This window comes from Sediminibacterium sp. C3, from assembly GCF_000508085.1.
Taxonomy (GTDB): domain Bacteria; phylum Bacteroidota; class Bacteroidia; order Chitinophagales; family Chitinophagaceae; genus Sediminibacterium.
In genome coordinates this window covers 2,421,815-2,445,849 of sequence record NZ_KI669560.1, presented here as the reverse complement: position 1 = coordinate 2,445,849, position 24,035 = coordinate 2,421,815, and the positions used below count along the sequence as shown (strand labels likewise).

Annotated in this window: 17 protein-coding genes; 11 read left to right on the top strand and 6 right to left on the bottom strand. The window is 39.2% G+C overall.

The window, feature by feature from the left end; genetic code table 11:
* The first annotated feature begins 1 nt into the window (after position 1).
* The 5 genes from F777_RS0111320 to F777_RS0111305 all read left to right on the top strand — a co-directional run bounded on the left by F777_RS0111320 (position 2) and on the right by F777_RS0111305 (position 9,265).
* A complete protein-coding gene (locus F777_RS0111320; protein ID WP_026752135.1) occupies positions 2-1,528 on the top strand; it encodes a SusD/RagB family nutrient-binding outer membrane lipoprotein in 1,527 nt (508 codons plus the stop codon).
* Between the two features lie 90 nt (positions 1,529-1,618).
* Complete coding sequence (locus F777_RS18240) at positions 1,619-2,509, top strand: YncE family protein (RefSeq protein WP_201767608.1); 891 nt, start codon at positions 1,619-1,621, stop codon at positions 2,507-2,509.
* Between the two features lie 125 nt (positions 2,510-2,634).
* Positions 2,635-4,344 (top strand): bifunctional YncE family protein/alkaline phosphatase family protein, encoded by a 1,710-nt coding sequence (locus tag F777_RS18235; RefSeq protein WP_201767607.1) that lies wholly within the window; start codon positions 2,635-2,637, stop codon positions 4,342-4,344.
* Between the two features lie 5 nt (positions 4,345-4,349).
* Positions 4,350-6,350, top strand: a complete 2,001-nt coding sequence (locus F777_RS0111310; protein WP_026752134.1) for a TonB-dependent receptor plug domain-containing protein — start codon at positions 4,350-4,352, stop codon at positions 6,348-6,350.
* On the top strand, positions 6,350-9,265 hold the full coding sequence (locus F777_RS0111305; RefSeq protein WP_037369404.1) for an FAD-binding and (Fe-S)-binding domain-containing protein: 2,916 nt from the start codon (positions 6,350-6,352) through the stop codon (positions 9,263-9,265). Before F777_RS0111310 ends, F777_RS0111305 begins: the two co-directional genes overlap by 1 nt.
* On the opposite strand, the gene F777_RS0111300 is transcribed toward F777_RS0111305, so the two are convergent.
* From F777_RS0111300 to F777_RS0111285, 4 genes are read right to left on the bottom strand one after another with little or no spacing between them, the layout of a single operon-like run.
* Complete coding sequence (locus F777_RS0111300) at positions 9,254-9,682, bottom strand: RrF2 family transcriptional regulator (RefSeq protein ID WP_026752132.1); 429 nt, start codon at positions 9,680-9,682, stop codon at positions 9,254-9,256. The two genes, F777_RS0111305 and F777_RS0111300, sit on opposite strands and share 12 nt — an antisense overlap.
* Before the next feature lie 24 nt (positions 9,683-9,706).
* Positions 9,707-10,840 carry a cbb3-type cytochrome c oxidase subunit I gene (locus F777_RS0111295; RefSeq protein WP_026752131.1) on the bottom strand — a complete coding sequence of 378 codons (1,134 nt, stop codon included), beginning with the start codon at positions 10,838-10,840 and terminating at the stop codon, positions 9,707-9,709.
* Positions 10,841-10,893: 53 nt separating this feature from the next.
* A complete protein-coding gene (locus tag F777_RS18010) occupies positions 10,894-11,049 on the bottom strand; it encodes a hypothetical protein (protein WP_161631512.1) in 156 nt (51 codons plus the stop codon).
* Positions 11,030-11,431 carry a c-type cytochrome gene (locus F777_RS0111285; RefSeq protein ID WP_071790354.1) on the bottom strand — a complete coding sequence of 134 codons (402 nt, stop codon included), beginning with the start codon at positions 11,429-11,431 and terminating at the stop codon, positions 11,030-11,032. The genes F777_RS18010 and F777_RS0111285 overlap by 20 nt, the downstream gene beginning before the upstream one ends.
* Positions 11,432-11,493: 62 nt before the next feature.
* Between F777_RS0111285 and F777_RS0111280 the strand changes: the two genes are divergently transcribed.
* Genes F777_RS0111280 through F777_RS16595 form a run of 5 tightly spaced genes read left to right on the top strand, consistent with a single transcriptional unit; the run spans position 11,494 to position 15,758 of the window.
* The gene (locus F777_RS0111280; protein WP_026752129.1) at positions 11,494-11,892 is read left to right on the top strand and encodes a putative zinc-binding protein; all 399 of its coding nucleotides are present in this window, start codon (positions 11,494-11,496) and stop codon (positions 11,890-11,892) included.
* Positions 11,873-12,337 (top strand): acyl-CoA thioesterase, encoded by a 465-nt coding sequence (locus F777_RS16600; RefSeq protein WP_051408582.1) that lies wholly within the window; start codon positions 11,873-11,875, stop codon positions 12,335-12,337. Before F777_RS0111280 ends, F777_RS16600 begins: the two co-directional genes overlap by 20 nt.
* 24 nt (positions 12,338-12,361) lie before the next feature.
* Entirely contained in the window at positions 12,362-12,832 is a 471-nt protein-coding gene (locus F777_RS0111270; protein WP_026752128.1) for a (2Fe-2S)-binding protein, read from the top strand.
* A gap of 10 nt (positions 12,833-12,842) precedes the next feature.
* On the top strand, positions 12,843-15,101 hold the full coding sequence (locus F777_RS0111265; RefSeq protein ID WP_026752127.1) for a xanthine dehydrogenase family protein molybdopterin-binding subunit: 2,259 nt from the start codon (positions 12,843-12,845) through the stop codon (positions 15,099-15,101).
* A 33-nt stretch (positions 15,102-15,134) separates the two neighbouring features.
* Complete coding sequence (locus F777_RS16595; RefSeq protein ID WP_051408581.1) at positions 15,135-15,758, top strand: pyridoxamine 5'-phosphate oxidase family protein; 624 nt, start codon at positions 15,135-15,137, stop codon at positions 15,756-15,758.
* Between the two features lie 117 nt (positions 15,759-15,875).
* Here the strand turns inward: F777_RS16595 and F777_RS0111255 are convergent, their stop codons facing one another.
* A complete protein-coding gene (locus tag F777_RS0111255; protein ID WP_026752126.1) occupies positions 15,876-16,598 on the bottom strand; it encodes a hypothetical protein in 723 nt (240 codons plus the stop codon).
* Positions 16,555-22,821, bottom strand: a complete 6,267-nt coding sequence (locus tag F777_RS0111250) for a P-loop domain-containing protein (protein WP_026752125.1) — start codon at positions 22,819-22,821, stop codon at positions 16,555-16,557. Before F777_RS0111250 ends, F777_RS0111255 begins: the two co-directional genes overlap by 44 nt.
* Positions 22,822-22,982: 161 nt before the next feature.
* Between F777_RS0111250 and F777_RS0111245 the strand changes: the two genes are divergently transcribed.
* Positions 22,983-23,999 carry an IS30 family transposase gene (locus F777_RS0111245; protein WP_037369402.1) on the top strand — a complete coding sequence of 339 codons (1,017 nt, stop codon included), beginning with the start codon at positions 22,983-22,985 and terminating at the stop codon, positions 23,997-23,999.
* The last annotated feature ends 36 nt before the right edge of the window (positions 24,000-24,035 follow it).

The following is a 24,035-nucleotide window of genomic DNA, read 5'->3' as shown; positions in this document are numbered from 1 at the left end:
TATGAAAAAATTATATATAGCATTTTCAACATTTTCCCTATTGTTTTTAAATGCTTGTACAAAAGATTTTACGGAGGTAAATACCAACCCAAACGTACCTACTAAAGTGACCCCAAATCTTCTTTTATCGGGTATTATTAAAAGTGCTGTGAACGAGCAGGTAGGACAGGCCTGGGGTACGGGTAATCTGTTGGTGCAGTACACAGCAAAAATTCAGTTTGTAAATGAAGATCGTTACTTGTGGGGTGAGAAAAATGGTATCTGGTCTAATGTGTATGGTAATATGCGTAATGTTCAGAACATCATTGACCTGGCTGGTTCAAGCGCACCTGTACAGCAGAATTATTTGGGTGTGGCTTTAATTTTAAAAAGTTGGTTGTTTTCTCTAGCAACGGATGCATACGGAGATATTCCCTATTCTGAAGCGATAAAGGCAAAATCAAACGGAGTGTACTTGCCAAAGTATGATACGCAGGAAGAAATATACAATGGTTTGCTGGCAGATTTAAAAAAGGCAAATGAAATTTTAGGTACAAGTAATGAAGCAATTAATGGCGACATTCTTTTTAACGGCTCAGTGCTTAAATGGAAGAAGCTTGCCAATTCTTTAAGATTGCGTTTATTAATGCGCTTATCTAAAAAGAAGTCTGTCAATGCAGACATGCAAACAATAGTTTCAAACAGCACTTTATATCCTCTGATGACCTCAAATGATGACAATGCTGAAATGAAATATTTAGCGGATGTCCCTGCGAATCAATGGCCTTTGTATAGTTCTCGGGTAGGTTCTATTGATGAAATAAGAGTAAGTAAAACTTTAAGTGATCGTTTGTCTGCAATCAATGACCCAAGGCTATATGTTTTTGGAAGACCTTCCCAAAATTCAGTAGCTGCAGGAAATCCTAAAATTGAAGGTATTCCAAATGGATTAGGTGATGTGGCTGCCCTAAATTACAATGGTGGTCCTCAGGGTGTTTCCAGAATTGGATATAGTTATGCTTGTTTGGTTTGTAATGATAATGGTCAAACGCCACCATTGCCGAATGTTGCAAGGGGTATTATTATGAACTATGCTGAACTTCAGTTCATTTTAGCGGAAGCAGCAGAAAAGGGAATGATTAGCACTTCCACAACTGCCAATACCTATTATCTCAATGGAATCAATGCTAATTTTGCTTATTATGCCTCAATGGTCCCTGCTTCTTATGGCATTAATGTTACGCCGAATGCCAATTATTTTACACAACCAGCTGTAGCTTATTCAGGAACTACACAAGAAAAGTTAGAGAAAATTGCATTGCAAAAATGGGTTGCCTTATTCTTTACTGGTTTAGAAGGTTGGTTTGATTGGAGAAGAACAGGCATGCCTGTAATTGTACCTGGACGTGACAACTTGAATAACAATAAAGTGCCAGTTAGATTTATTTACCCTGTTGCAGAACAGGCTCTAAATGGCGCAAATAGAGCTGCTGCTGTAACTAGGCAGGGGACAGATGATATCAATACCCTGATGTGGATTGCTAAGTAAGTTTTTCTCATATTTCGATTTAGTTTTAGTGAATGGGGTGGATGCTTAGGTATTCACCTCATTTTATCATTAATCAGTTATCTTTAAATCATGCGTTATATAATTACCAGTTTATTTCTTTTGTTACTAAACTTAGCGAATGCGCAAACTAAAAAAACGGTAACTGCGCTGGAAGTGCCAGGTAAGTTTGAGTATGCTCGTATTGATGAAAAAGGGGTATCGGTCTTGCCCAGCGGAAGATATATCAATCCTGCCGGAGAAATGATTCGTATTACCCATGATCCATTTGGAATGCGTGTTTCACCGGATGGTACCAAGGCTATTACCTTGCATAATGGAGTATTTACCATTATTGACTTAATCAGTATGAAGCCTACTCGAGTTCCATCATATGATGGAAAAACACCTTCTCCATTTTCTAAGGGTTCTTTTCTTGGGGTAGATTTTGGGGAACAATCCCATATTGTGTATTTGAGCGGCGGTGATAATGGTGCTGTGTTAATTTATGATATTCAGCAAATGCGCAGGATTGATTCTATCTCTCTTAACGGGAAAGTGGGAAGTATCTTATTTGAAGATAGTTTTACTTCGGATCTGTTGTATAATTCAGATAAAAACGAATTGTTGGTTTTAGACCGTGCGAACTTTCGCATGGTTAGAATTAATATGCAGACCAGACAGATAGAAGCATCCATTCCCTGTGGAAGATTGCCTTTTGGTTTGTCAATCAGTCCGGATAAAAAATATGCTTTTGTTGCTAATGTAGGTATGTATGCGTATCCCTTAATAGAAGGGATGACAGAGCAGAACTATGATTCTATGTTGATTTCTCATCCTCCTTATGGTGACAATACAAAGGAATCTATTAATGGAACCATCATTGACGGGAAAAAAATTCCTGGTGTTGGAAGTCCATCCTCCACTGAAGCCATGAGTGTATTTGTAATTGATCTGGCAACCAATAAAGTATTAAGTAATTAAAAACAGGTCATCAGGTTGGGGAACTGATTGAAGATATTGAAGTAGTAGGAGGTGCCAGCCCCAATTCAATAGCAGTAGGTAAACAACATGCGTATATTACCAACGCCACGAATGATAATATTTCAGTGATTGATTATCGGTCACAGAAAATAGTAAAGCATATACCCATTAAAGTAAGCCCATTATTAGATAAGTATCGGGGTTTATTACCTTTTGGTATTTGTTTGAGCAAAGACGAAAAGAAGTTATTTGTTGCCTTGTTGGGATTTAATGCTGTGGCTGTTATTGACATTGCTTCTGGAAAAACATTGGGGTTAATTCCAACTGGCTGGGGGCCATCTAGGGTAATGCTGGGTAGAGATGAGAAAGAAATTTACATTATTACAGCAAGAGGATTGGGTGCCGGACCCAATGGTGGCATGGGTTTTAAGAAACCCATACAGGGTACTTTCATCAGCGATTTGCAATTGGGTTCCTTTCACAAAGTGGCAATGCCCGATTCTGCTCAGCTAACAAAGTATACGGCCACCAGTTTGTCCAATACTTTTTTTCAATCAACAGTTGAAATGAATCAAAATCCTTTACCACCCTTGCCTGGTTTATATCAAAGTCCAATCAAATACATTGTTTACATCACCAAAGAAAACCGTACATACGATGAAGTATTCGGTCAAATTAAAGAAGCGAGAGGAGACAGCAGTCTAGCGAGGTTTGGAGTGAACAATGCATATACTTTGCTAGCTAATCAAAGAGAGCGCTTTAAGGGATTGAGGGTTACACCCAATCATCATAAGATTGCCCGACAGTTTGCCTTTAGTGATAATTTTTATTGTGACAGCGATGCCAGTATTCACGGGCATCATTGGATGATGGGGGTGATTCCGAATGAATGGGTGGAGGCCAATTCCAGTGTAGAAAAAACAGCTAAAATATTTTCTACTGCTCCTGGCAGAAGATTTCCCGGAACAACCGGAAGTATAGACCCGGAAGACTATGCTGAAGCCGGAGGAATCTGGGAAGCATTTGAACGCAAAAAGAAATTGTTTTACAATTTTGGAGAAGCCAATGAAACCGCTCATGTAAGGGAAGAGTGGTATGATACGGCAACCGGAGCAGGACATGGGGTAATGGTACCCATGCAGAAGGCTTTATTTAACAAAACCAGCAGAGCATACCCTGGCTATAACACCAATATTCCTGATCAATACAGGGCCAATCAATTCGAAAAGGAATTTACCCGTAAATGGATTGTGGGTAAAGAAGCGATGCCTTCACTTGTTACGATTCAATTGCCCAATGATCATATTGCGAAAGCACGTCCGGAAGATGGATATACCAGTGCACATTCTTTCATGGCAGACAATGATCTGGCATTAGGCCGAATACTTCACTTCTTGTCGCGTACGAAGTACTGGAAAAATATGCTGGTGATTATAACCGAAGATGATCCGCAGGGAGGAGTAGATCATGTGGATGCACATCGTTCTATATTAATGATGGCCGGGCCTTATGTGAAGAAAGGACATCTTAGTAAGACCCATGCCAATTTTGGCTCCATTTTAAAAACGATTTATAATATTTCGGGTGTGCCTTATGTAAATCAATACGATGTAACAGCGAGTCTGCTGCAGGATTTTTTTACAGATCAGCCGGATTATACCCCCTACACATTGGAAATGCATGATAGCCGTATTTTTGACGTGAACAAAGCCATGAAGAAATATAAGACAACAATAGATTGGAATAAGATTCTGAAAGGTCCTGAAATGGATAAGCTGGAAGATATGCGTGCAGATCATTATCGTCAACAAAAAGAAGGAACTGTAATTAAATAATACAAATGAATAAAGCGGTAATTATTTTGTTGTTGAGTTTACTGTTGCAGGGAACAATAAAGGCACAGACCGACACAGCTTTGTCTTTACAGGAAGTAATGGTTACCGCAACCAGAACAAAACAAAATACACTGAATACGCCGTACTCTGTTACACGGATTAATCTGGGCGAAGTAGAGCGATTTCAACCCCGGACCAGTCCGGAAGCCCTGGTGGGAGCCATGGGGGTATTTGTTCAGAAAACCAATCATGGGGGTGGCTCTCCTTTTGTAAGATCCCTTACGGGCAATCAAAATTTATTAATGATTGATGGTATTCGTTTGAATAATGCTACTTACCGATACGGCCCAAATCAATATTTTAATACCATTGATCTTTTTTCAGTTGGCGCTATAGAAGTAGCCAGGGGAACGGGTTCTGTGCAATATGGTTCTGATGCTATGGGCGGAGTGATTCAGGTTTTTACAAAAGATCCCGGTTTTTCTGACAAGTCAAAATGGTCTGGTAATATTATAGGAAGAATGTTGAGTAATGATGTGGAATATACGGGGAGAGCAGAATTGGTGTATCGCAGTAGTAAAACTGCTTTTCAGGTAGGATACACTTCCAGAAAATTTGGAGATTTACCAGGAGGCGATTCAACCGGTATTCAAAGCCCAAGCGGATATAAGGAACATGCGATTGATCTTAAGTTTAAATGGCAGCTAAATCAACAATGGGTGCTGACTGCAATGCATCAGCAAATCCAGCAAAAAAATGTACCTCTCTATCATCGGGTTGCGTTGGAAAATTTTGCCTATTATCTGTTTGATCCGCAAATCCGAAACCTGAGTTACCTGCGATTCGAAGGCAATTCAAATCATAAACTGATATCCAAAATGAACTTCACGGCTTCTCTCCAACATAATCGGGAGAGTAGGAGGTATCAGCGAAATGATAATGCGAATCGTTTTGAGGAAGAAGACCGGGTTAGAACACTCGGCTTAACTGCGGATATGTTTTCTGTGTTCACTAATAACTGGACCGCCAATACCGGTATAGAATATTATGGCGATTTGGTACATAGCAATAAGCAACAAATAACGCTATCGAATAATGCTGTGTTGAATCAAAGAGGACTGTATCCTGACGGTGCAAGCATGGGAAATTTTTCCCTGTATAGCATGCACCATATTGCTTTGGGTAATGTTCACATAGAAGCAGGGCTGCGTTATAATACATTAAATATTAAAGTGGATACAGCAGTAGTAAAACCTTCCTCTTTAGTGTTTAATGGAGCAGTGTCTTACCAACTCAATAAGCAACAATCCTTTTATGCATCCTACAGTACGGGTTATCGTGCACCCAATATAGATGATATGGGAACCCTTGGTCTAGTAGATTTTAGATATGAAATTCCGGCCTATGGCTTACGCCCTGAGAAGACTATGAATACAGAGTTTGGCTATAAGGTACAGGCCAAGCAGTTACAGGCTTCTCTTGCTTTTTATTATATGCATTTAACCAATCTGATCAATCGCGTTCAGCTGCCTGGTCAGCAAATTAACGGATACAATGTGTATATTAAAGAGAACAACCAGGAATCGTTTATCAGAGGGCTTGAATACAGTTTTCAATATCAATGGAAGAATGGATGGACATTGCATAGCAACGGGGCCTATTCCTTTGGACAAAATACTACCCGTGCAGAACCTATGAGAAGAATTCCGCCATACCACGGAAGAACCTATCTGCAGTGGAAGCCGGGTAAGATGATGTATATGTTAGAATATTTGTATGCGGGTTCACAAAACAGGTTGGCACAGGGAGATAAAGATGATAATCGCATTCCAAAAGGAGGAACACCTGGATGGAATATCCTGAATATGCACGCCAGTATTGATTTTAACACATTTGTATTGCGCACGGGGGTGGCTAATATTTTTAATCAGGATTATCGTATGCACGGAAGCGGCATCAACGGTTTGGGAAGGAATTTGTATATTTCTGCCCAATTTAGGTTTTAATGAAAGAGTCGCTGCAAGAATTAGCCCAACAGCTATCCGGAGAGTTTTATTTTGATACCCATGCAAAACATCAGATGCAGTTGCGTGCCTATGCAACCGATGCTTCTGTTTACCAGGAAATGCCTCTGGCGGTTGCCATACCAACCAATGAAAGAGATCTGCAAATCTTGATTGCATTCGCGCAAAAACATCAAATTACGCTAATCCCACGCGCAGCGGGTACTTCGCTGGCTGGTCAGGTAGTGGGCGCAGGGATTGTGGTAGATATATCCAAACACTTCACACAAATGATTGAAGTGAATGTAGAGGAGAAATGGTGTCGTGTGCAGCCTGGTGTAATCAGAGATGATTTAAATAGTTACCTGAAGGGATTTGGATTGATGTATGGCCCAGAAACCTCAACGGCTAACAGAGCCATGATTGGGGGGATGGTGGGGAATAATTCCTGTGGCTTACATAGCATCGTTTGGGGATCGGCCCGCGATCATTTAATAGAAGCCAAAGTTTTATTAAGCGATGGAAGCACAGCTGTATTCAAGGAAAGAGATTGGTCCGAAGTTGATTCTATGCAAGGCTTAGAAGGAAAAATTTATCAGGACTTGTTTTCATTATTGAATAACAATGAGAGGCAACAATTAATTCGTAAGCAGTTTCCAGCCAAAGAAGTGGTTAGAAGAAATACCGGGTATGCATTAGATGCTTTACTGGATATGCAGCCTTTTTCAGCAAACGGTGCGCCTTTCAATCTATGTAAATTACTCGCTGGCTCAGAAGGCACGCTGGGATTTATAACTGAATTAAAATTGAACTTACTGCCACTGCCTCCCAAAGAAATAGGGGTGTTGATTATACATTGTTCTACCCTGGTAGAATCCTTATACGCCAATATAGAAGTATTGAAGCAAGGCCCCATGGCATCGGAGCTGGTGGATAAAATGATCATGGATTTTACCATTGGTCATCCGGAATACCAGAAAAACCGATTCTTTATTGAAGGAGATCCTGCCGCTTTATTGATGGTAGAATTTATGGAAGAAAGCCGTGTTGCTTTGGATGAAAAATTGAATTCCACTATTGCTGCATTGCAACAAAATAAACTGGGTTATGCTTATCCGGTTTTGTACAATGCCGATACTAAGTTTGCCTGGGATGTACGCAAAGCAGGATTAGGCTTGCTGCGCAATTTAAAGGGCGATGCACAGCCTGTTAATCTGATTGAAGATTGTGCAGTGTCTACGAATGATTTGCCTCATTATATTGAGGAGTTGCAAGTCTTGTTGGCAAAGCATGGTGTAAAAGCATCTTATTATGCACACGCAGGGGCAGGGGAATTGCATGTAGAACCTATTATTAATTTAAAGTCGGAAGAGGGGGTAAAACAGTTCCGGACTATTTTGGAGGAAACGGCAGCCTTAGTTAAGAAATACAATGGCTCTTTGTCGGGTGAGCATGGAGATGGAAGATTGAGAGGAGAGTTTATTCCCGCCATGGTAGGAGATGAAGTGTATGGCTTGTTTAAACAGGTAAAAAATATTTTTGATCCCGGTGGCATTTTCAATAAAGGGAAAATTACCGATACACCGCCAATGGATGCGCATTTCAGGATGCAGGTGAATCGGGCAGCTACTCCCACCAAAACGATATTTGATTTTAGTGAAGACGATGGTATTTTAAGACTGGCAGAAAAATGCTCGGGCTCCGGCGATTGCAGAAAATCTGAAATATCCGGTGGGCTCATGTGTCCGAGTTTTATGGCCACCCGAAGCGAGAAAAATACTACCCGTGCAAGGGCCAATATTTTGCGTCAGTTCCTGAGTAACCCGCATGATCTGCAGCCTTACAATCACGAAGAGATCAAGGAAGCCATGGATCTCTGTTTAAGTTGCAAAGGTTGTAAAATAGAATGTCCTTCCAGTGTAGATATCACCAAGATGAAGGCAGAGTTTCTGCAACATTATTATGATGCCAATGGAACTCCATTCCGATCTAAGCTCGTTGGAAATTTTGCAGCACAGATGAAACTGGCTGCTGTTTTCAGACCAATTTATAATTTTATTTTTGGTACGCCTGCTTTGCGCAAAATTGCTAATCGGTTAGTGGGCTTTCATCCGGATAGAACCATGCCTTTATTGGGTAATGTACAGTTACATGCATGGCATGAAAAACGGAAAGTAAAACAGGATAGAAAAGTATATTTCTTCTGTGACGAATTCACGAATTTCCTGGATAGCTCCATCGGGCAGAAAGCAATTCTTTTATTGGAAAAACTGGGATATGAAGTCGCGATACCTGAGCATCTGGAAAGTGGTCGATCTTATTTGTCCAAAGGTTTGTTGCGTAAAGCTGCAGCCATTGCCAATCAGAATATTCAATACTTATCTCCATTGGTTTCAAAAGAAGTGCCTATTGTTGGTATTGAGCCATCTGCTTTGCTAACACTCAGAGATGAATACAAAGACCTCGCGAGTCCGGAAAATAAGTCAGCTGCAATCCACCTTGCCAAACATACTTTTACTATTGAAGAATTTTTTGCAAAAGAAATAGCTGCAGGAAATATTAAGGCAGAAGCATTTACTGAAATGCCTAAGCAGATTGCTCTACATGGACACTGTTATCAAAAAGTCTTGTCTTCTCAGAACCATAGTGTTGCCATGTTGTCCTTACCTAAGAATTATTCGGTTGATATTATTCCGAGCGGTTGTTGCGGAATGGCCGGTTCTTTTGGTTATGAAAAAGAACACTATGCAATTTCTCAAAAAGTAGGAGAGCTGGTCTTGTTTCCTGCTGTCAGGAAAATGGCGGGGGAAAAAGTAATTGCAGCGGCTGGAACATCCTGTAGACATCAGATTAAAGATGGCACTGATGTAGTTGCTTTGCATCCTGTGGAAGTGTTGTATGAAGCATTAGTATTGTAGGCTCTTGTTGTTTTTTAATTCTTTTGCCAGTTTGCTAATTGATTTTTCTTCAAAAATTTCTTTCAGCTGAAACTTAACTTTCTTGTATTGCTCATGCAGCGGACAAGGGTTTGTTGTTGAACATTTTTTTAGCCCTAAAACACATTTATCCAATGCTTCATTCTCACCCATGGCATCAATAATGCAGGATATGGGTGCCTGTAAAGTAGGCTCAGTTATATAAAAGCCACCATTAGGCCCAGGCAAAGAGTGAATCAGTTTTTTCTTCGTAAGTACCTGAAGGATTTTCGCAGTAAAGGATTGAGGTGAGTTGATGGCTTTTGAAATATCAACAATGCTAAGCTTCTTTTCTTCTGAACTGTGTTTTGCAATATAGATGGTTGCTCTTAAAGCATATTCTGTTTTTTTAGAAAACATAGATTGTTAGAATTATTGATGAATTTATTTCTTGAAAATACAGCTAATTTTCATTTTCATCAGCGGGAATATAATACAGAATAATCCTATTGCCAGGCTAATTCCAGCAGCCATGAATACAATAAAGTACGGTTTCAATTCCTGCATCATCATGCTAAAACTGTTTTGAACTTCAGCAGTTTGCCAGATGGCTTTCTTTATTCCTGCTCCAATTAAACTACACCAGAATATCAGTAATGAAATATTGCTGATCCAGATGCCTTTATTTATGATTTTGTGATAGTGTAATAAATTGCTGCAATTATCTTCTGAGTTATCAGTAATAGTAGCAAGTAGAATAAAGCTATTGATACCAATGGTGGCCCCCATGGTATGGGCTACTGTTATATGCGTGCCATGCGTATATACATTGATTCCGGGTATTGACATGAGAATGGCTAATGCTAAAGTGAGAAATACCCAGATGTCTGCAGATAAAAGCAAGCGATACGATAAAATATGCAGGTTTTTTTGTGCAGTATCCAGGGTCTTTTTCCAGTTGAAAATTATTCTACCGATTATGAACAATTCAGTCATGCTGACTGCATAACTGATATACTGAACATAAGGTGCTGTCGGAAGCGTATAAATATGATGTCCCCAGTTAAACATTAGATTAAAAAGACCAGTGAAATATAATATAAATGCTATTGAAGATTGGCTTGTTTCTTTATTGCCGCTTATTTTTTCCATCAGGAAAATGCTGGAACCATAAATCAGCATATTCCATGAGCCAACCATGGAACCGTTCGATTTCCATTGAATCAGTAAGTCTCCGATTAAATTTTTCCTGAAATAGGGGATGACCCACAAATAAGATTCCAGGTAAGTAAAGAGAAAGAAGATTATACCTGTCATCCACATCCAGATGTAAACGGGCTGATTTCTGAAAGACGATAAGGAACTGATGAAATTAATCAGAAATAATATCCAGCCAGCTATAATTAATACTGCAAAAAACGGAGGGAACTCCCAATATTCCCTGCCTCCAAAATTGCCGGATATATAAGCAAAGTAAATTCCTAAAGTTGAAATGATAAATACAAGCAAGTGTATATAAGCCAGTTTAAATGAGTACAGTTTTTTACCTGTTACACTTCGTAAATAGGAGAGCACCATGCCCACCGATGCTATGATAATCCAGAATAGAACAGAGCTAACATGCAGGGGCCTTATTTTTCAAATGAAAAATGCTGTTTTAGTAAGCCCGGACTTATGTATTGTAAGCTTCCGATAATCCCCCAGCTTAAGCCAAGTACCAGTAGCATTAATGCAGTAAGTAAATAGGCTTTGAATAATTTATGTTCCTTATTGCTTAATGGTCCCATTGTATGAAATTGTAAAAGTTCTTGGATCGGCTTTTCCTGTCTGGTCTATATTTTTTAAGTAGCCAAGCAGTTCCTGTATTTCTTTATCTGATAGTTTGAAATTGGGCATTACCACCGTTCCTGTTTTTAAAAAAGCTTTGATGTATTCCGGGCCTTTTGTGCTGTAAACGTTCGTAAGGTCAGGGCCTAAGTATCCTCCTAAGCCATAAATCTGGTGGCAGCTGATGCAGTTTTTTTCTTGCCATACCAATTTGCCATTGGAATCGTCTGCCTTTGCCAGGTTTTGCCGGGGCAGGCTACTGTATAGGTGAAAACTATAAACAGTGAAAGTCAGTAAAAGTATGCCTGCTGTCAGGATCTTATTTTTTTCATTGAATTCCATGCCTGAATAATAATTAAGGACAAAAATATCTTTAATCATTATATTTGCGAAAATATTCTGCAATGCTTAGAAATAAAAGTTTGCCGTTGGTATATTCCTGTTCTGGCTGCAGTAATGCTGCACAAATGAGCAATTATATTGCCGTACAATTAGACAGGAAGGGAATTGCTGAAATGAGTTGTATTGCAGGTGTTGGCGGAAATGTAAAAAGTTTGGTAAGGACGGCAGTATCGGGGAGAAAAATTATTGCAATTGACGGGTGCCCGCTGGCCTGTGCAAAAGCCTGTCTTCAGAATCATTCCGTTGTTCCTACTGTACACCTGGAACTGTCTTCATTGGGGGTAAAGAAAAAATACCACGAAGATTATGATATTGAATTGGCAGGGCAGATACTGGACTCCATTCAACTTAAGATTGCTGAACAGGAAACAAGCATAGCAAATGAAGAAGCAAATCAATAAAAAGCCTGCAGATTCTGTTTCTGTTAAAACAGAAATAGTCTGTTCCAATGATACGAACCCAATGGGCATTTTACTGGGAGGGAAATTGGTTAACTGGATGGACATTGCTGCTGCCATAACCGCTCAAATGCATGCCGGAAATATTTGTGTAACAGCAGAAATTAGTAAAGTGGGTTTTTCTCAATCTGCCAAAGTGGGAGATGTGCTGGTTATTAAATCTATTGTTACGCGTGCTTTCAATACTTCTATGGAAGTATATGTTTCTGTAAATAGAATCAATTTTAATGGAGATAAAAGCAGTCTGATTGCTGACGGGTATTTTCATTTTGTTTCCATAGATAAAAAGGGGAAGCCGAAAAAAGTGCCAGCTTTATTGCCTCAATCAAAGGAGGAGAAAATAGCGTATGAAGCAGCCATGAAACGGAAAATGCAAAATAAAATGTAGATTCACTATTTAAATAATAGTGTCATGGCGAAGTTTCAGTTAAAAATTAACGGTAAACAATTGTCGGTGGATGTGGATCCTTCAACGCCCTTGCTTTGGGTGTTGAGAGATCATCTGCATTTAGTGGGTACCAAGTATGGATGTGGTGCGGGTGCCTGTGGTGCTTGTGCCGTTCATCTGAATGGAAATGCATTGCGTTCCTGTCAGTTGCCTGTTTCAGCAGTTGGTACACAAGCCATTACTACTATTGAAGGAATTGCTATCTCCGAAACTGAAATGCATCCTGTGCAAAAAGCCTGGCTGGAACTGGATGTAGCGCAATGCGGTTATTGTCAGACAGGTCAAATTATGTCTGCAGTGGCTTTGCTAAAACGCAATCCCAATCCCTCTGAAACAGACATAGAAGCTGCCATGACAGGAAATATTTGCCGTTGCGGAACTTATATCAGAATTAAAGCTGCTATTCAACATGTTGCTAAATCATCCAAAAAATAATTTTTAGACAATGGAAAAAGCTAACAAAAATCAAAGCAGACGTTCTTTTCTAAAAGTTACTTCATTAACGGGTGGTGGCATGATGATTGGCATCAGTTGGTTTGCCAATTTAATTCCGAATGAAGCCATGGCTCATGTTGCAGACAACAACAATTGGGTTCAGCTAAATGGGTTCATTCAAATAACCCCGGATAATCAAGTTAAAATATTTAACCCCAATCCAGAGTTTGGAACCAATGTAATGACTTCTCTTCCTATGATGGTGAACGAAGAACTGGAAGCAGACTGGAGTAAAGTTATCGTGGAAATGGGGGATTATGATACGCCTCGTTTCAAGAGTCAGTTTACGGGTGGGAGCCGCGCTATGGCCATGGCATGGATGCCTTTGCGAACAGCAGGGGCTACTGCGCGATTAATGTTAATGCAGGCAGCAGCCAATCAATGGGGTGTGCCGCTGATTGAATTACGTACCGAAAAGGGAGAAATTGTACATATTAATTCAGGTAAGCGTTTAACTTATGGTGCAGTAGCTACTGCAGCCGCTAAATTGCCAAAGCCTGAAAAAGTGGCTTTGAAAAAACCGGGTGAATTTTCTTTACTGGGTACCCCTCAGAAAAATAAAGTGGGCAAAGAAATACTGAGTGGTCAATCCCTTTTTACCATGGACTATCAGGTTGAAGGCATGTTAATTGCGATGGTGATTCATCCGCCTGCATTTGGCATGCAATTAAAATCCCTTGATGCATCAGAAGCCTTGAAAATGCCAGGTATTAAAGATGTGTTTGAGTTTCAGGTTTACAAGGATGGGTATGTGAAAGCAGGATTTGATACCCGCACTTTTAATAAGCTGATTGCAGTGGTAGGCAATTCAACCTGGGAAGTGATGAATGCACGTAAAAAAGTAGTGGCAGAATGGGAGCCCATTCAAACCACCAAGGAACCTGTTATGGCAAGAGGGGGTAGAAGAGATGAAATGATCCCAGCAGGTTTGGAAAGTACGGATGAGCATTTGCGTCAGATGCATGAAATGCAAAAAAAGCCCATGCGTGTGGCCAGAAAAGATGGTGATCCTGAAGCCGCATTTAAAAATGCCAATCGGGTCATTGAAAGAACCTACACTGCTCCTTTTTTGGCACACAATCCTATGGAGCCCATTAGCTGTTTTGCGCATATTACAGACGAAAAAGCCTTTTTTGTTGCCCCCATTCAGATTCCTGAAATGATGAAACAAAATATTGTGGCTAATCTGGATATCAAGCCCGAACAACTGGAAATGAAACTGGCCAGAATGGGTGGGGGCTTTGGTCGCAGGGCTTATGGGCATTATATTGTAGAAGCAGGTCATATTTCAAAAAAAGTTAAAGCCCCTGTAAAATTGATTTATACCAGAGAAGACGATATGACCAATGGTATTTATCGTCCAACTTATATCATGACGTATAAAGCGGCCATTGATGAAAATAACAATGTGACGGCATTGCATGTGATAGGAGGTGGATTTCCAGAAAGTCCTTTACATGAAAACAGATTTCCTGCCGGTGCTATTGATAACTACTTAGCAGAGAGTTGGGAACTACCCACCAATATTACAATTGGCGCTTACAGAGCGCCTCGTTCTAATTTCAATGCCAGTGCAGAACAATCCTTCTTAGATGAATTAGCTGAAGCTGTGGGGAAGGATCCTTTGGATTTTAGAATTGATTTGTTGAAAAAAGCGAAAGCAAACCCGGTTGGTAAAAACAATGATTATGATGCATCCCGTTATATAGGTGTGTTGGAATTATTGAAAGAGAAATCCAATTGGGGCAGCCCTGCTACTAAAAATGCTAAACGTGGGGTTTCTGCTTATTTCTGTCATGCATCTTACGCAGCACATGTAGTGGATGTAACCATGAAGAATGGCCAGCCCTACGTAGAAAAAGTGGTTACTGCCATGGACTGTGGTTTTGTGGTAAATCCCGAAGGTGCAAAGAATATGGTGGAGGGAGCGGTTATCGATGGAATTGGGAATGCTTTGTATGGAGAACTTGTGTTAGAAAAAGGCGCCACCCAACAAAAGAATTTGAATAACTACAGAATCATCAGACATAGAGAAGCTCCTAAGAAAATTGAAGTGCATTTTGTGCAGAACAATATTGATCCAACCGGATTAGGAGAACCTCCCTTCCCGCCAGTTTTTGCGGCGGTTGCCAATGCTTTGTATAAGGCAATTGGTAAGCGATTGTATCATCAACCTTATATTAAAGAATTGAATAAACAAAAAGCATAGGGAACTTTCGGCTTAGATTGTTGTTTGTATTATATGGATAATACAAATGATAGTATTGTTATTAACAATATCAACTATACATTAATTGATCTGGAAAAAGATTGCTGGATAAGACTGGTAAATGGGGCTGTTAAGGGCCGCGACCCTTTTCATTTACCGGCAGTAGCCAATTTCTCTGATGGAGATATATCATTGCGCACGGTTGTATTGCGCAAAGCCTTACCCGAAGAGCGGGAATTGCGATTTCATACCGATACGCGTAGTCCCAAGTGGAAAGCATTGCAAGTAAATCCTGCCATCAGTGCTTTGTTTTATGATGCATCGGCGCGAATTCAGTTAAGGGTGAAAGGGAAGGCGGTCTTGTATTTTAATGATGCAATTACCGTAGAAGCCTGGGAGAAAACCAATTTGTCGAGCAGAAGATGTTATTTGACGCCTTTTACTCCTTCCGATTTTTCAGAAATACCTACCAGTGGTTTGCCGCCTCATATTGAACAGGAAGAATTTACATTAGAAGAAAGTGAGGTAGGGAAGGAGCACTTTGGGGTTGTGGGGATTAAAGTTGAATCAATTGATTGGGTATGGTTAAACCATGCAGGGCATAGAAGGGCTTTCTTTGATTATGTAAAAGGGGAGTATCGCTGGATGATTCCATAGGAAGCTGGGATTGTCGGCTCCACTTCGTTGCGCCGACTTCCCTCCTCAATGAGCTTGCCCAAATCTCTTAGAAAAATAAGCCTGGCTTTTTTTATGCTTAACCCGTTCGGGGAAGTACTAGAGCTTATGGGTTTCTAAAGCTGATAGACTTTTTTGGTATTCTGCAATTATATATTCATTCAACTTTGCAAAGTTATCCAACTGTTCAATTTTATTTTTCAATTTTTCAATTAAGTATTTCTTTTTTAAATCCTCTTCATTGTAATTTTTAAGTCCAATTTCTGGTGCACTATCTAAGATTGTATTAATGATTTTTACATCGTAATTTTCATGCAAGTTTAATGAATTAATTAGAAAGAATTGTGTCCTCTCGTTTTTAGCTTTCAAAGCAGCCTGATTCAAGGCAAACTCTATCAATGTTCTGGCTGCTTTGTCAATTTGCAAAGCCATCTTAGTATATTCTGTTATCACTTTTAAATCCGGGTTGTTTTTCTCCAATTCAGATAATTCATGATCCAAGGAATGATAAAAGTACGGCTCATTTCCCTCGGGATTAAGCCGATCCAGCGTTTTCAAAATAGGTTCAAATTTTTCCAATGGACGTTTACGAGAAGGAATTAGCCATCTGTGCTTCCATAAAGCTATAATTGTTTCGAAGCATTCTTTTTCTGCATCTTTTTTGTCCTCATCAGTTATAGCTAGTTCTGATAATTTCATCTTTTCCGCTATATAATGAGCCATCCACTTAGAAAAAGTGTCACTGCCTGGATCTAATTTAAGCTCTTGGACGAAGAATTTACCCAAGTTGATAATTTGCTCCTGTAGTTCTGAGTTTTCCATCTTTTGATAGTATAAATATTTTGTGTTGTGATTTTACATATTCCCGCTTCTCCCGATTATACCTATAATTTATTTCTCTTTTAATGCCAACGTCAAATATTATTTCGTAGTCAAGAGTTGAACATAGTTCTTTTAAAAATGAAAGTTTTGCCTTCATTCTCATTCCTGATTGATCGGTTTCTTCATCCCGTCTTTCTCTAAGGCTTCTCCATGTTTCGCAATACATTGCAAGTTCAGTGCTATTATCGATTTTCCAGGTCTTACCATCCGGATCCGCTGACAAGCCTAATTTTTCAGCTAGCGTGCTACCTAATGAGTATGGGGGGTAGTCAATCTGATCCGCGTAAGGATCAAATTGATCTAATCCTTTTGAATTGTGACGTTCATTAATCCAGCCTTTAAGCTGAAATGAAGCAGACTCAATTTCCATGTCTTTTTCATTAAAATAAGGTAGCTTATAATCGAATGGATCGCTGCTAGTCGCTAATGCCCGTAAAAGAGCATCTGAGGTCTTAGGTGAAACAAGTGCACTTGAAATAGAAATAGTTTCTGTTCTTTCGTTATTCTTTTCATGCCATCCTCCTTTTACATTAACCCACAATTCCCCGTTTGTTTCTGCCTGCATACAATTCAAAAAATCTTTTTCAGTGATTTCAGTTTGCCAATTATCTTTTTTTTCTTCTGAAACCCACAAGGGCCTGTTTAGTGGTACTGGGTCTCTACAATCTGCCAACCATTTCCCATCGGTACGTGTCAGTAAATGTCTCGATAGCCAGTAAGACCATGGTTCATCATCTGAGCCATCTTTTGTTATGATTACCGGCATCTTTTGAATTAGCCTGGCAGCAACAACAAGCATCGAATGATATGACAAGTAAAAATCAAAATTGTCAGTTCTTGGATAACTTCCGTGATCATGCCATGTCTCCCTATCATAATTGGAGCTGTTCCAAAGTATGACTCTTGGGTCGTTACTATAGCCATTTTTTTCTCCTAAATTCCACTCCTTAACAATAAGATTCTTAGCCAAGTCTTGTATTTGTTTACTTGAAATACCAAATATATCGCCAAGCGGTTCATACCAGTATTTATCGAAATCCCATCCAAAATGGAATTCAATTTCTTGCTCAATTTCCCCTTGCTTATGCAAATAACTTTCGGTAGAATAATGATAATTTTCCACCTGAACAGGCATGTTACTTTTTCCCATATTCCTTACTGTTACTAAAGTCTCTGCTTCATAGGTTCCGGGGAATGCCTTTTCGATTTCTACAATGATGTCTGAAGCGAATTTTTGGATAATAACGTGATCCTGGGTCAACGCATATTGTAAAAACAAATTGCTATGCTTATGTAGTATCGCAGACTTTTCAATAGCTATCCTGGCAAATGCAATCAATAGATACTGCCTTGCATGAAGGTTATAGAATGGAAACTTATGGTGTCCAAACGAACCTACGTTATCTTGTTTCAACCAAAAGACTAAAGCATCAATGATATTGATACAATTAAAGTCTGCAAGTTTTCGGATACAATGCGCCGCATTCCATCTTTCTGCTGCTCTTGGCGAACCGAGGGCTGACCAAATGAATCCTGCAATGTTTGTGCTGGCATCACTTGTAACATGTAAATCCTTACTCCATATACTATCCCCAAAATCTTCTTCGATGTGCAATTCAAAACGGGACAATGAATAGTCGGTTAACTCAGCGGCATCTTGTTCGCTGATGTAGGATGAAACCAGAAATACAAAACCGAAAAACAGTTGCGCATCAGAGATCTCATCGCCATTCGCTAAGCCGGATGTGATTCCTGCAATCAATTTCTCAGTTAAAGGCTCATCAAGATTTATTGCTTTTTTGAAAGAATTAAAAGAATATTCATTTGCTAATTCGTGCGCATAGTGTTCTCCGAATTTATAAACAACACCAGGGAACTTAGCCTGGTAACTCACCTTGCCTTTCCATGCCTCAGGCATGGAAGAAAGGAGATCCTGAACATCATAATGGTTAATGTCTTCAGAAAGAAAGATCATATCAATAAAGGGCCAAAGTGATTTTTCCTCTAACCTAATTATCGCGTCTTTGAATAAGTCTCTCAAATCCCATCTGAAATCGTTTTTTCCCTGCTTTGATTTAAATCTCTCTTTTAATTTGGCAAAACCTTCAGGTGAAACAATGTTTAGGTCCTTGTAAAGGTCGTCCCAATCTTTTTTAGATTCCTGCTTTTGTTTATCGTCTGATATATCTTCAGGGCTTTCAGCTTCCTTCTTTTGTTGTGTATGAAAGCCCGTAATTGTCTTCAGTACTTCATTGCTAATGTTATTCTTAACTGCAATTTCTTCTAGTTTATCCCAATATGCATAGCCTGAGCCTTCTATTTGGAGCAAGTAAATAGCATCAGCAACTAAGCTTTGCCGGATACTTTCCGATGGCTCATTTTCTAAGCAGATTGCCAGTAGCTTATTCAATTGATGATAAGAAAAAAAACGGTTTAATGCCCAGCCTGCACTGCTCGAAATTGTTTTGGAACCGATTAATTCTATCAGCATTGCCTCAAATTGGTATTCAAAGTGGCCTATATCCCTATCCCGCCATCTGCTTAAAGCTGATATTGCTATGCCTGGCGACATCCTGGCGCAAACATGCATCGCTTCGCTTCTGCTCCAATGCTTTTCCCTGGAAACATTTTCTCCCACTAACTCAGCACATCTGATGAAACGATACCCCAATTCATCAGGCACTGTTTGCTTCACACAGGCTCTTTGAGCCAGGGCCACAATTGCTTCCCATCGAGGCACAAGCTCTTCTCCAAATTTGGAAGCGATCTCTATAGCTTTATCAAAGTATACACTAGCATCATCAGTTGAAATGACTAATACCGCACGAGCAATAGCAATGTATCTACTAGCAATTTCATCAGGTCCGTCGTCATGATTTGTTTTCATTAATTTATAAGTAGCCTGTTCTAATGGCTGCCTTATATTCAGTAGATGAGAAGACCTGCAGGCTGCACGAAGCAGTTGGGACTTGTCCTGTAACCTGAAGGCTTTGTCATTATGTAGAATCTTTTGGTAAAATTCAAGTATATTTACGCTGCTGTCTTGTTGATAGAAAATCAATATACTGGCACAGATTTCAGCAATTTCGTAAGGAAGCATATCATAGCTTCTGTATCTACTGGTTCGTGCCTTTATCGAAGTTTCATTGACTGAACCAACAACATCAAGAAGTTTTATTTGTTTGTCAAACAGAATCTGAACCCTTAACAAATACCAGGGAAATAAGCCATAGATTACTTCTTTAAATTCTTTAAAGTCATTATCCAAGTCATGGTTTTTCTTCTTGCTGGAAAATTCATCTGGTGAAATAGCTTTTATATCTACTTCTGGCTTGTTCAATAATACTGCACGTAGAGCAAGCGCTTTAAGATAGATGGTTCTTTCACCCGACGAATGAGCGCTATAAACCATTCGGTTAGCTTTGAGCGGCACATGATGATTTAAAACCATCAATATTTTTAACCTGGGTAACCCTCTATATACGCATGCTTCCAAAAAAGAAATAATAGCCGGAGTGATTCTGTCATTGAAAAAATCTCTCGATTTTTTAATTCTGCTTTTCCGGAAACAGAGTAAATTTAGACAAGTCTCTATTTCATTCGTTTTAGGAAACTTGCCAATCTCTACAAGCTTGCTGACTGTAGCAACCAGATAATATGGTTTTTGAATAAACCGGCCTATTAGATTATTTATTTCGTCAAACCGCCCCAGGTCAACAAGCCTTTCTGCTAAATCCTGCACAGTCCTGAATAAGACTTCTTTGGGCTTTAAACTAAAAAGAAAATCAGTACAACCGTTTATTCCATGAATGTTCAAATGGGCATAGGCAAGTTCCAACACGTCATTATCCTGAACAACATCTTGATTATAATGGTCATTATTTTTTTTCTGCTCCTCAAATTGAATGTGCAGCCAGTTCATAGCAGCCCGCAGATAGCCTCTTCCTTCTCCTTTATATTCTGATATTCCCGAAAGCAACGAAGCAGAATAAACATTCTCAGAACCATCCCATCTGCTGCTTAGTAATCTCTTAAGAGCGATTTCCTGAACTTTTTCCTTGCTTTGAAGAGTAGCAAGTAAGTCGATATTTGATTTAAAAAGCGCTATCTGCCGCTGATTTCCTGCTACTTCTTCGCCGGCTCTCATTGCCAGCTTAATGGCATCTTTAAAATTTTTGAGTTTAAGCGCTGCTTTAAAAGCAAATTGCAAACGATATACCCGGATATTGCGTGCATCTATAGGGTTGTTTTCAGGTAAAAGGTCGTCTGAAAGTGCAATGGCAATTAACTTATCGTATTGACCGGCTTGCAGGTATAGTTGTGGCAGAACCTCTGCCACATATGTTAGTTGATGAGCGAGTGGCTCTAAAGCTGCTATATATTCTTCATAGTTTTCTTTAGTAGCAAAGAATGTATTTCTAAACCAGGTTTCTGTTGGCTCATCTCTGAACTGTATTGAAGTATCATACAGCCACAAGGAACGACCAATGTCGGAAACAAAACTTCTAACATGATCGACACTGACATTTGCCGCTTTTGACAAAACATCAATGGGAATATGAGGCGGTAAGCTGGCTAAGCCCAGGCTTATTGAATTAATTTGATGATGATGCTCCTGCGGAAGCAAGTCTTTTATTTTAGATATAGCAGCATTTAACTGGTGCTCTATTTGCTTTTCAATCGAGGTTCCTGATGGTCCTAATGAGGCTAATAAGTCATGGATTGAATTATGTTTCACATCCAAAGCATTTGCCTGAACCCGTGGATTGCCAGACGTTAAACGATGGAATTCAATTCCATCCTTTTCATTTGCATCAGGAAACCATTTTTTTAAGTTCACCAAAGTTTCTTCCTCTGAAAATGGTTTCAACTCTAATTGAGTAATAAAGCTTTGCGGTTGTAATAAATGTATGCGCTCGGTTCTACATAACAGCGCCAGCTTGCATCCATCCGGCATAGTCTCACGTAATAACTCATGAGCAAAACAGGATTGCGTGTATTCGACAGCAGCCATCTCTGCATTGTCGGCAGCATCAATTAAAATGAATAACTGGGCTTCATCAGTTACTTTTTTTAAAGACTTAACAGAGACTTCAATTCGTTGAAGGAATTTCCGCATGATATCTTCATCAAGTGTTGTATTCTGTACGATCAATGGATCACATAAACCTTTGGATGCAAGTTCATTTACAATTTGCACTAATGCATCCCTATGTTTATGCCGGGATTCACTTCTATTTCTGTAGCTTCCTGCACCAAAACAATCATAAGCAATACCCAATGATCCTTCGGGCAAAGAATTGATTAGCTGGCGACAGAAAACGGATTTTCCTACGCCTCCCGCTGCATATACTATAACAGGATGTGATGAATCCGTAATACTATTTTTAAGCATTACATGTTGCTCGCGTTCGATTATATTTACAAAATCATCCCATTTGGCCGGTGCAGGATATAACTCTTTTTCTGAGGTTATACCAAAGCGCTTTAAAACGTCTTCCCTATTAATACTACCATCCGTACCAGGCAGTACTTTCTCTTGTACTAAAGCAACAAGATTTTCAATTTGTGCATTTTCAATGGAACCCGCAATCAATTGAGCTAATTCTATTCTTAGTTCATCTTTCTGAATGTTGTAATTGCCTTCGCCGTCTTCTAAATGTAGCAGGCGGCAGAATAGCACCAGATTTTCTCCAGAGAGATTAGTATAGCTCTCTATTGTTCTCTTAAAAACAGTGTCGACAGTCTCACTTTTAATTATAGCTGATAAATTTTCCTTGAATGAATCCGCAACTTTTCTGTTAGTAATTATTGTAAAGGAAATAGCAGAAACATCTGGATTATTCTCATTCTTATGTTGGCGATATCTCGCAGCAAAACCGATAAAAGTATCTTTTAAGTCACTTATAGTAAATGGCTCATCTCCTTGGACAGTTGTATGCTTCAACTGATAGTAGTCAATTATCTTCTTTCCCGTATCTTCAGTACTATATTCCGAAACATCTATTAAATATTCTCCGGCTTTTTCTGTTTCGGATGAACCTTCAATATATATATCTTTCAGACAAGAGTTGGGATATATAAGTCTTAAGCAGCGCCTTGCGGCCCACCTGTAATGAAAAATATCTCCTGCTCTTGAATATGCTACTAAATCATTAGACATGGTAGAAATTTTACGTAAAAAAATTTCTTATTAAATATAATTCTTTAATATCATTATTTATTTGCTGAGTTCAACCGATAAGTGCAATTTTTAAACAAAAGGCAAAAAAGCTTTTGAGGGCTTTTTGCCTTTTGACCAAGTAGTGCGACCTTTTGGTTACTATGACAAAAAATTACACTCAACTTAGTTTGGTACAAAGGTATCAGATTCAGGCATTTATTAAAGCGGAAAAGAAACAAAAGTGGATAGCGGAACAGCTTAGAGTACATCCCTCGACTATTAGTCGAGAATTGAAAAGGAATACTGCTCAACGCGGTAGGACTGCTGGAACTTATTTGGCCACCAATGCACAGCGTAGAACGGAACAAAGACACCAGCTTAAACCCAAGTTGGTAAAGTTTGATCTGGCTATGAAAAAACAAGCTGTTGAATGGTTGTCTGTTGAAAAGTGGAGCCCAGAACTGATTAGTGTTAAGGGTAATCAAACGGGTAAGTGTCCTTTGAGTATTGAGTGGCTTTATCACTGGATTTGGCAATGTAAGCATGGAAACAAAAGGGCTGATAAACCTTATAAAAGGATCTATCTGCACCTTAAACACGGTAAACGAAGAAGAAAGCGGGGTAATAGAAAAGATAACCGTGGTATAATTTCTAACAGAGTACCAATTGAAAAGCGACCTAAAATAGTCAATAAACGAATTAGGCCAGGAGATATTGAAGTTGATTTTATGATGGGTAAGAATCATAAAGGAGCATTATTGGTAATGACAGATAGGGCTACTTTGCATACCAGTCTTCACAAACTTCGTAACAGGCGTAGTGAAACAGTAAGTAAAGCCATTATTAAAAAGCTGGAGCAGGCAGACTATCCAGTGTACACTGTAACTTTTGATAATGACTTGGGATTTGCTAATCATATGGATGTTGCCGAAGCGTTGAATGTTGAAACTTACTTTACTAGACCGTATACCAGTCAAGATAAAGGAACAGTTGAAAACAGAATTGGACAGATCAGAAGGTTTTTCCCTAAAAAGACTGACCTTAGTCTGGTGACTGATTATCAAGTAAAACGTGTTGAACAATTATTAAACGATAGACCAGTAAGAAAATTTAATTACCTAACCCCTAATCAAGTGCTACACAAAAAATTGCACTTATTACTTGAACTTAGATTTTAAGAATCTTTTAAAAAGTTAATTAATATCATTATTGTA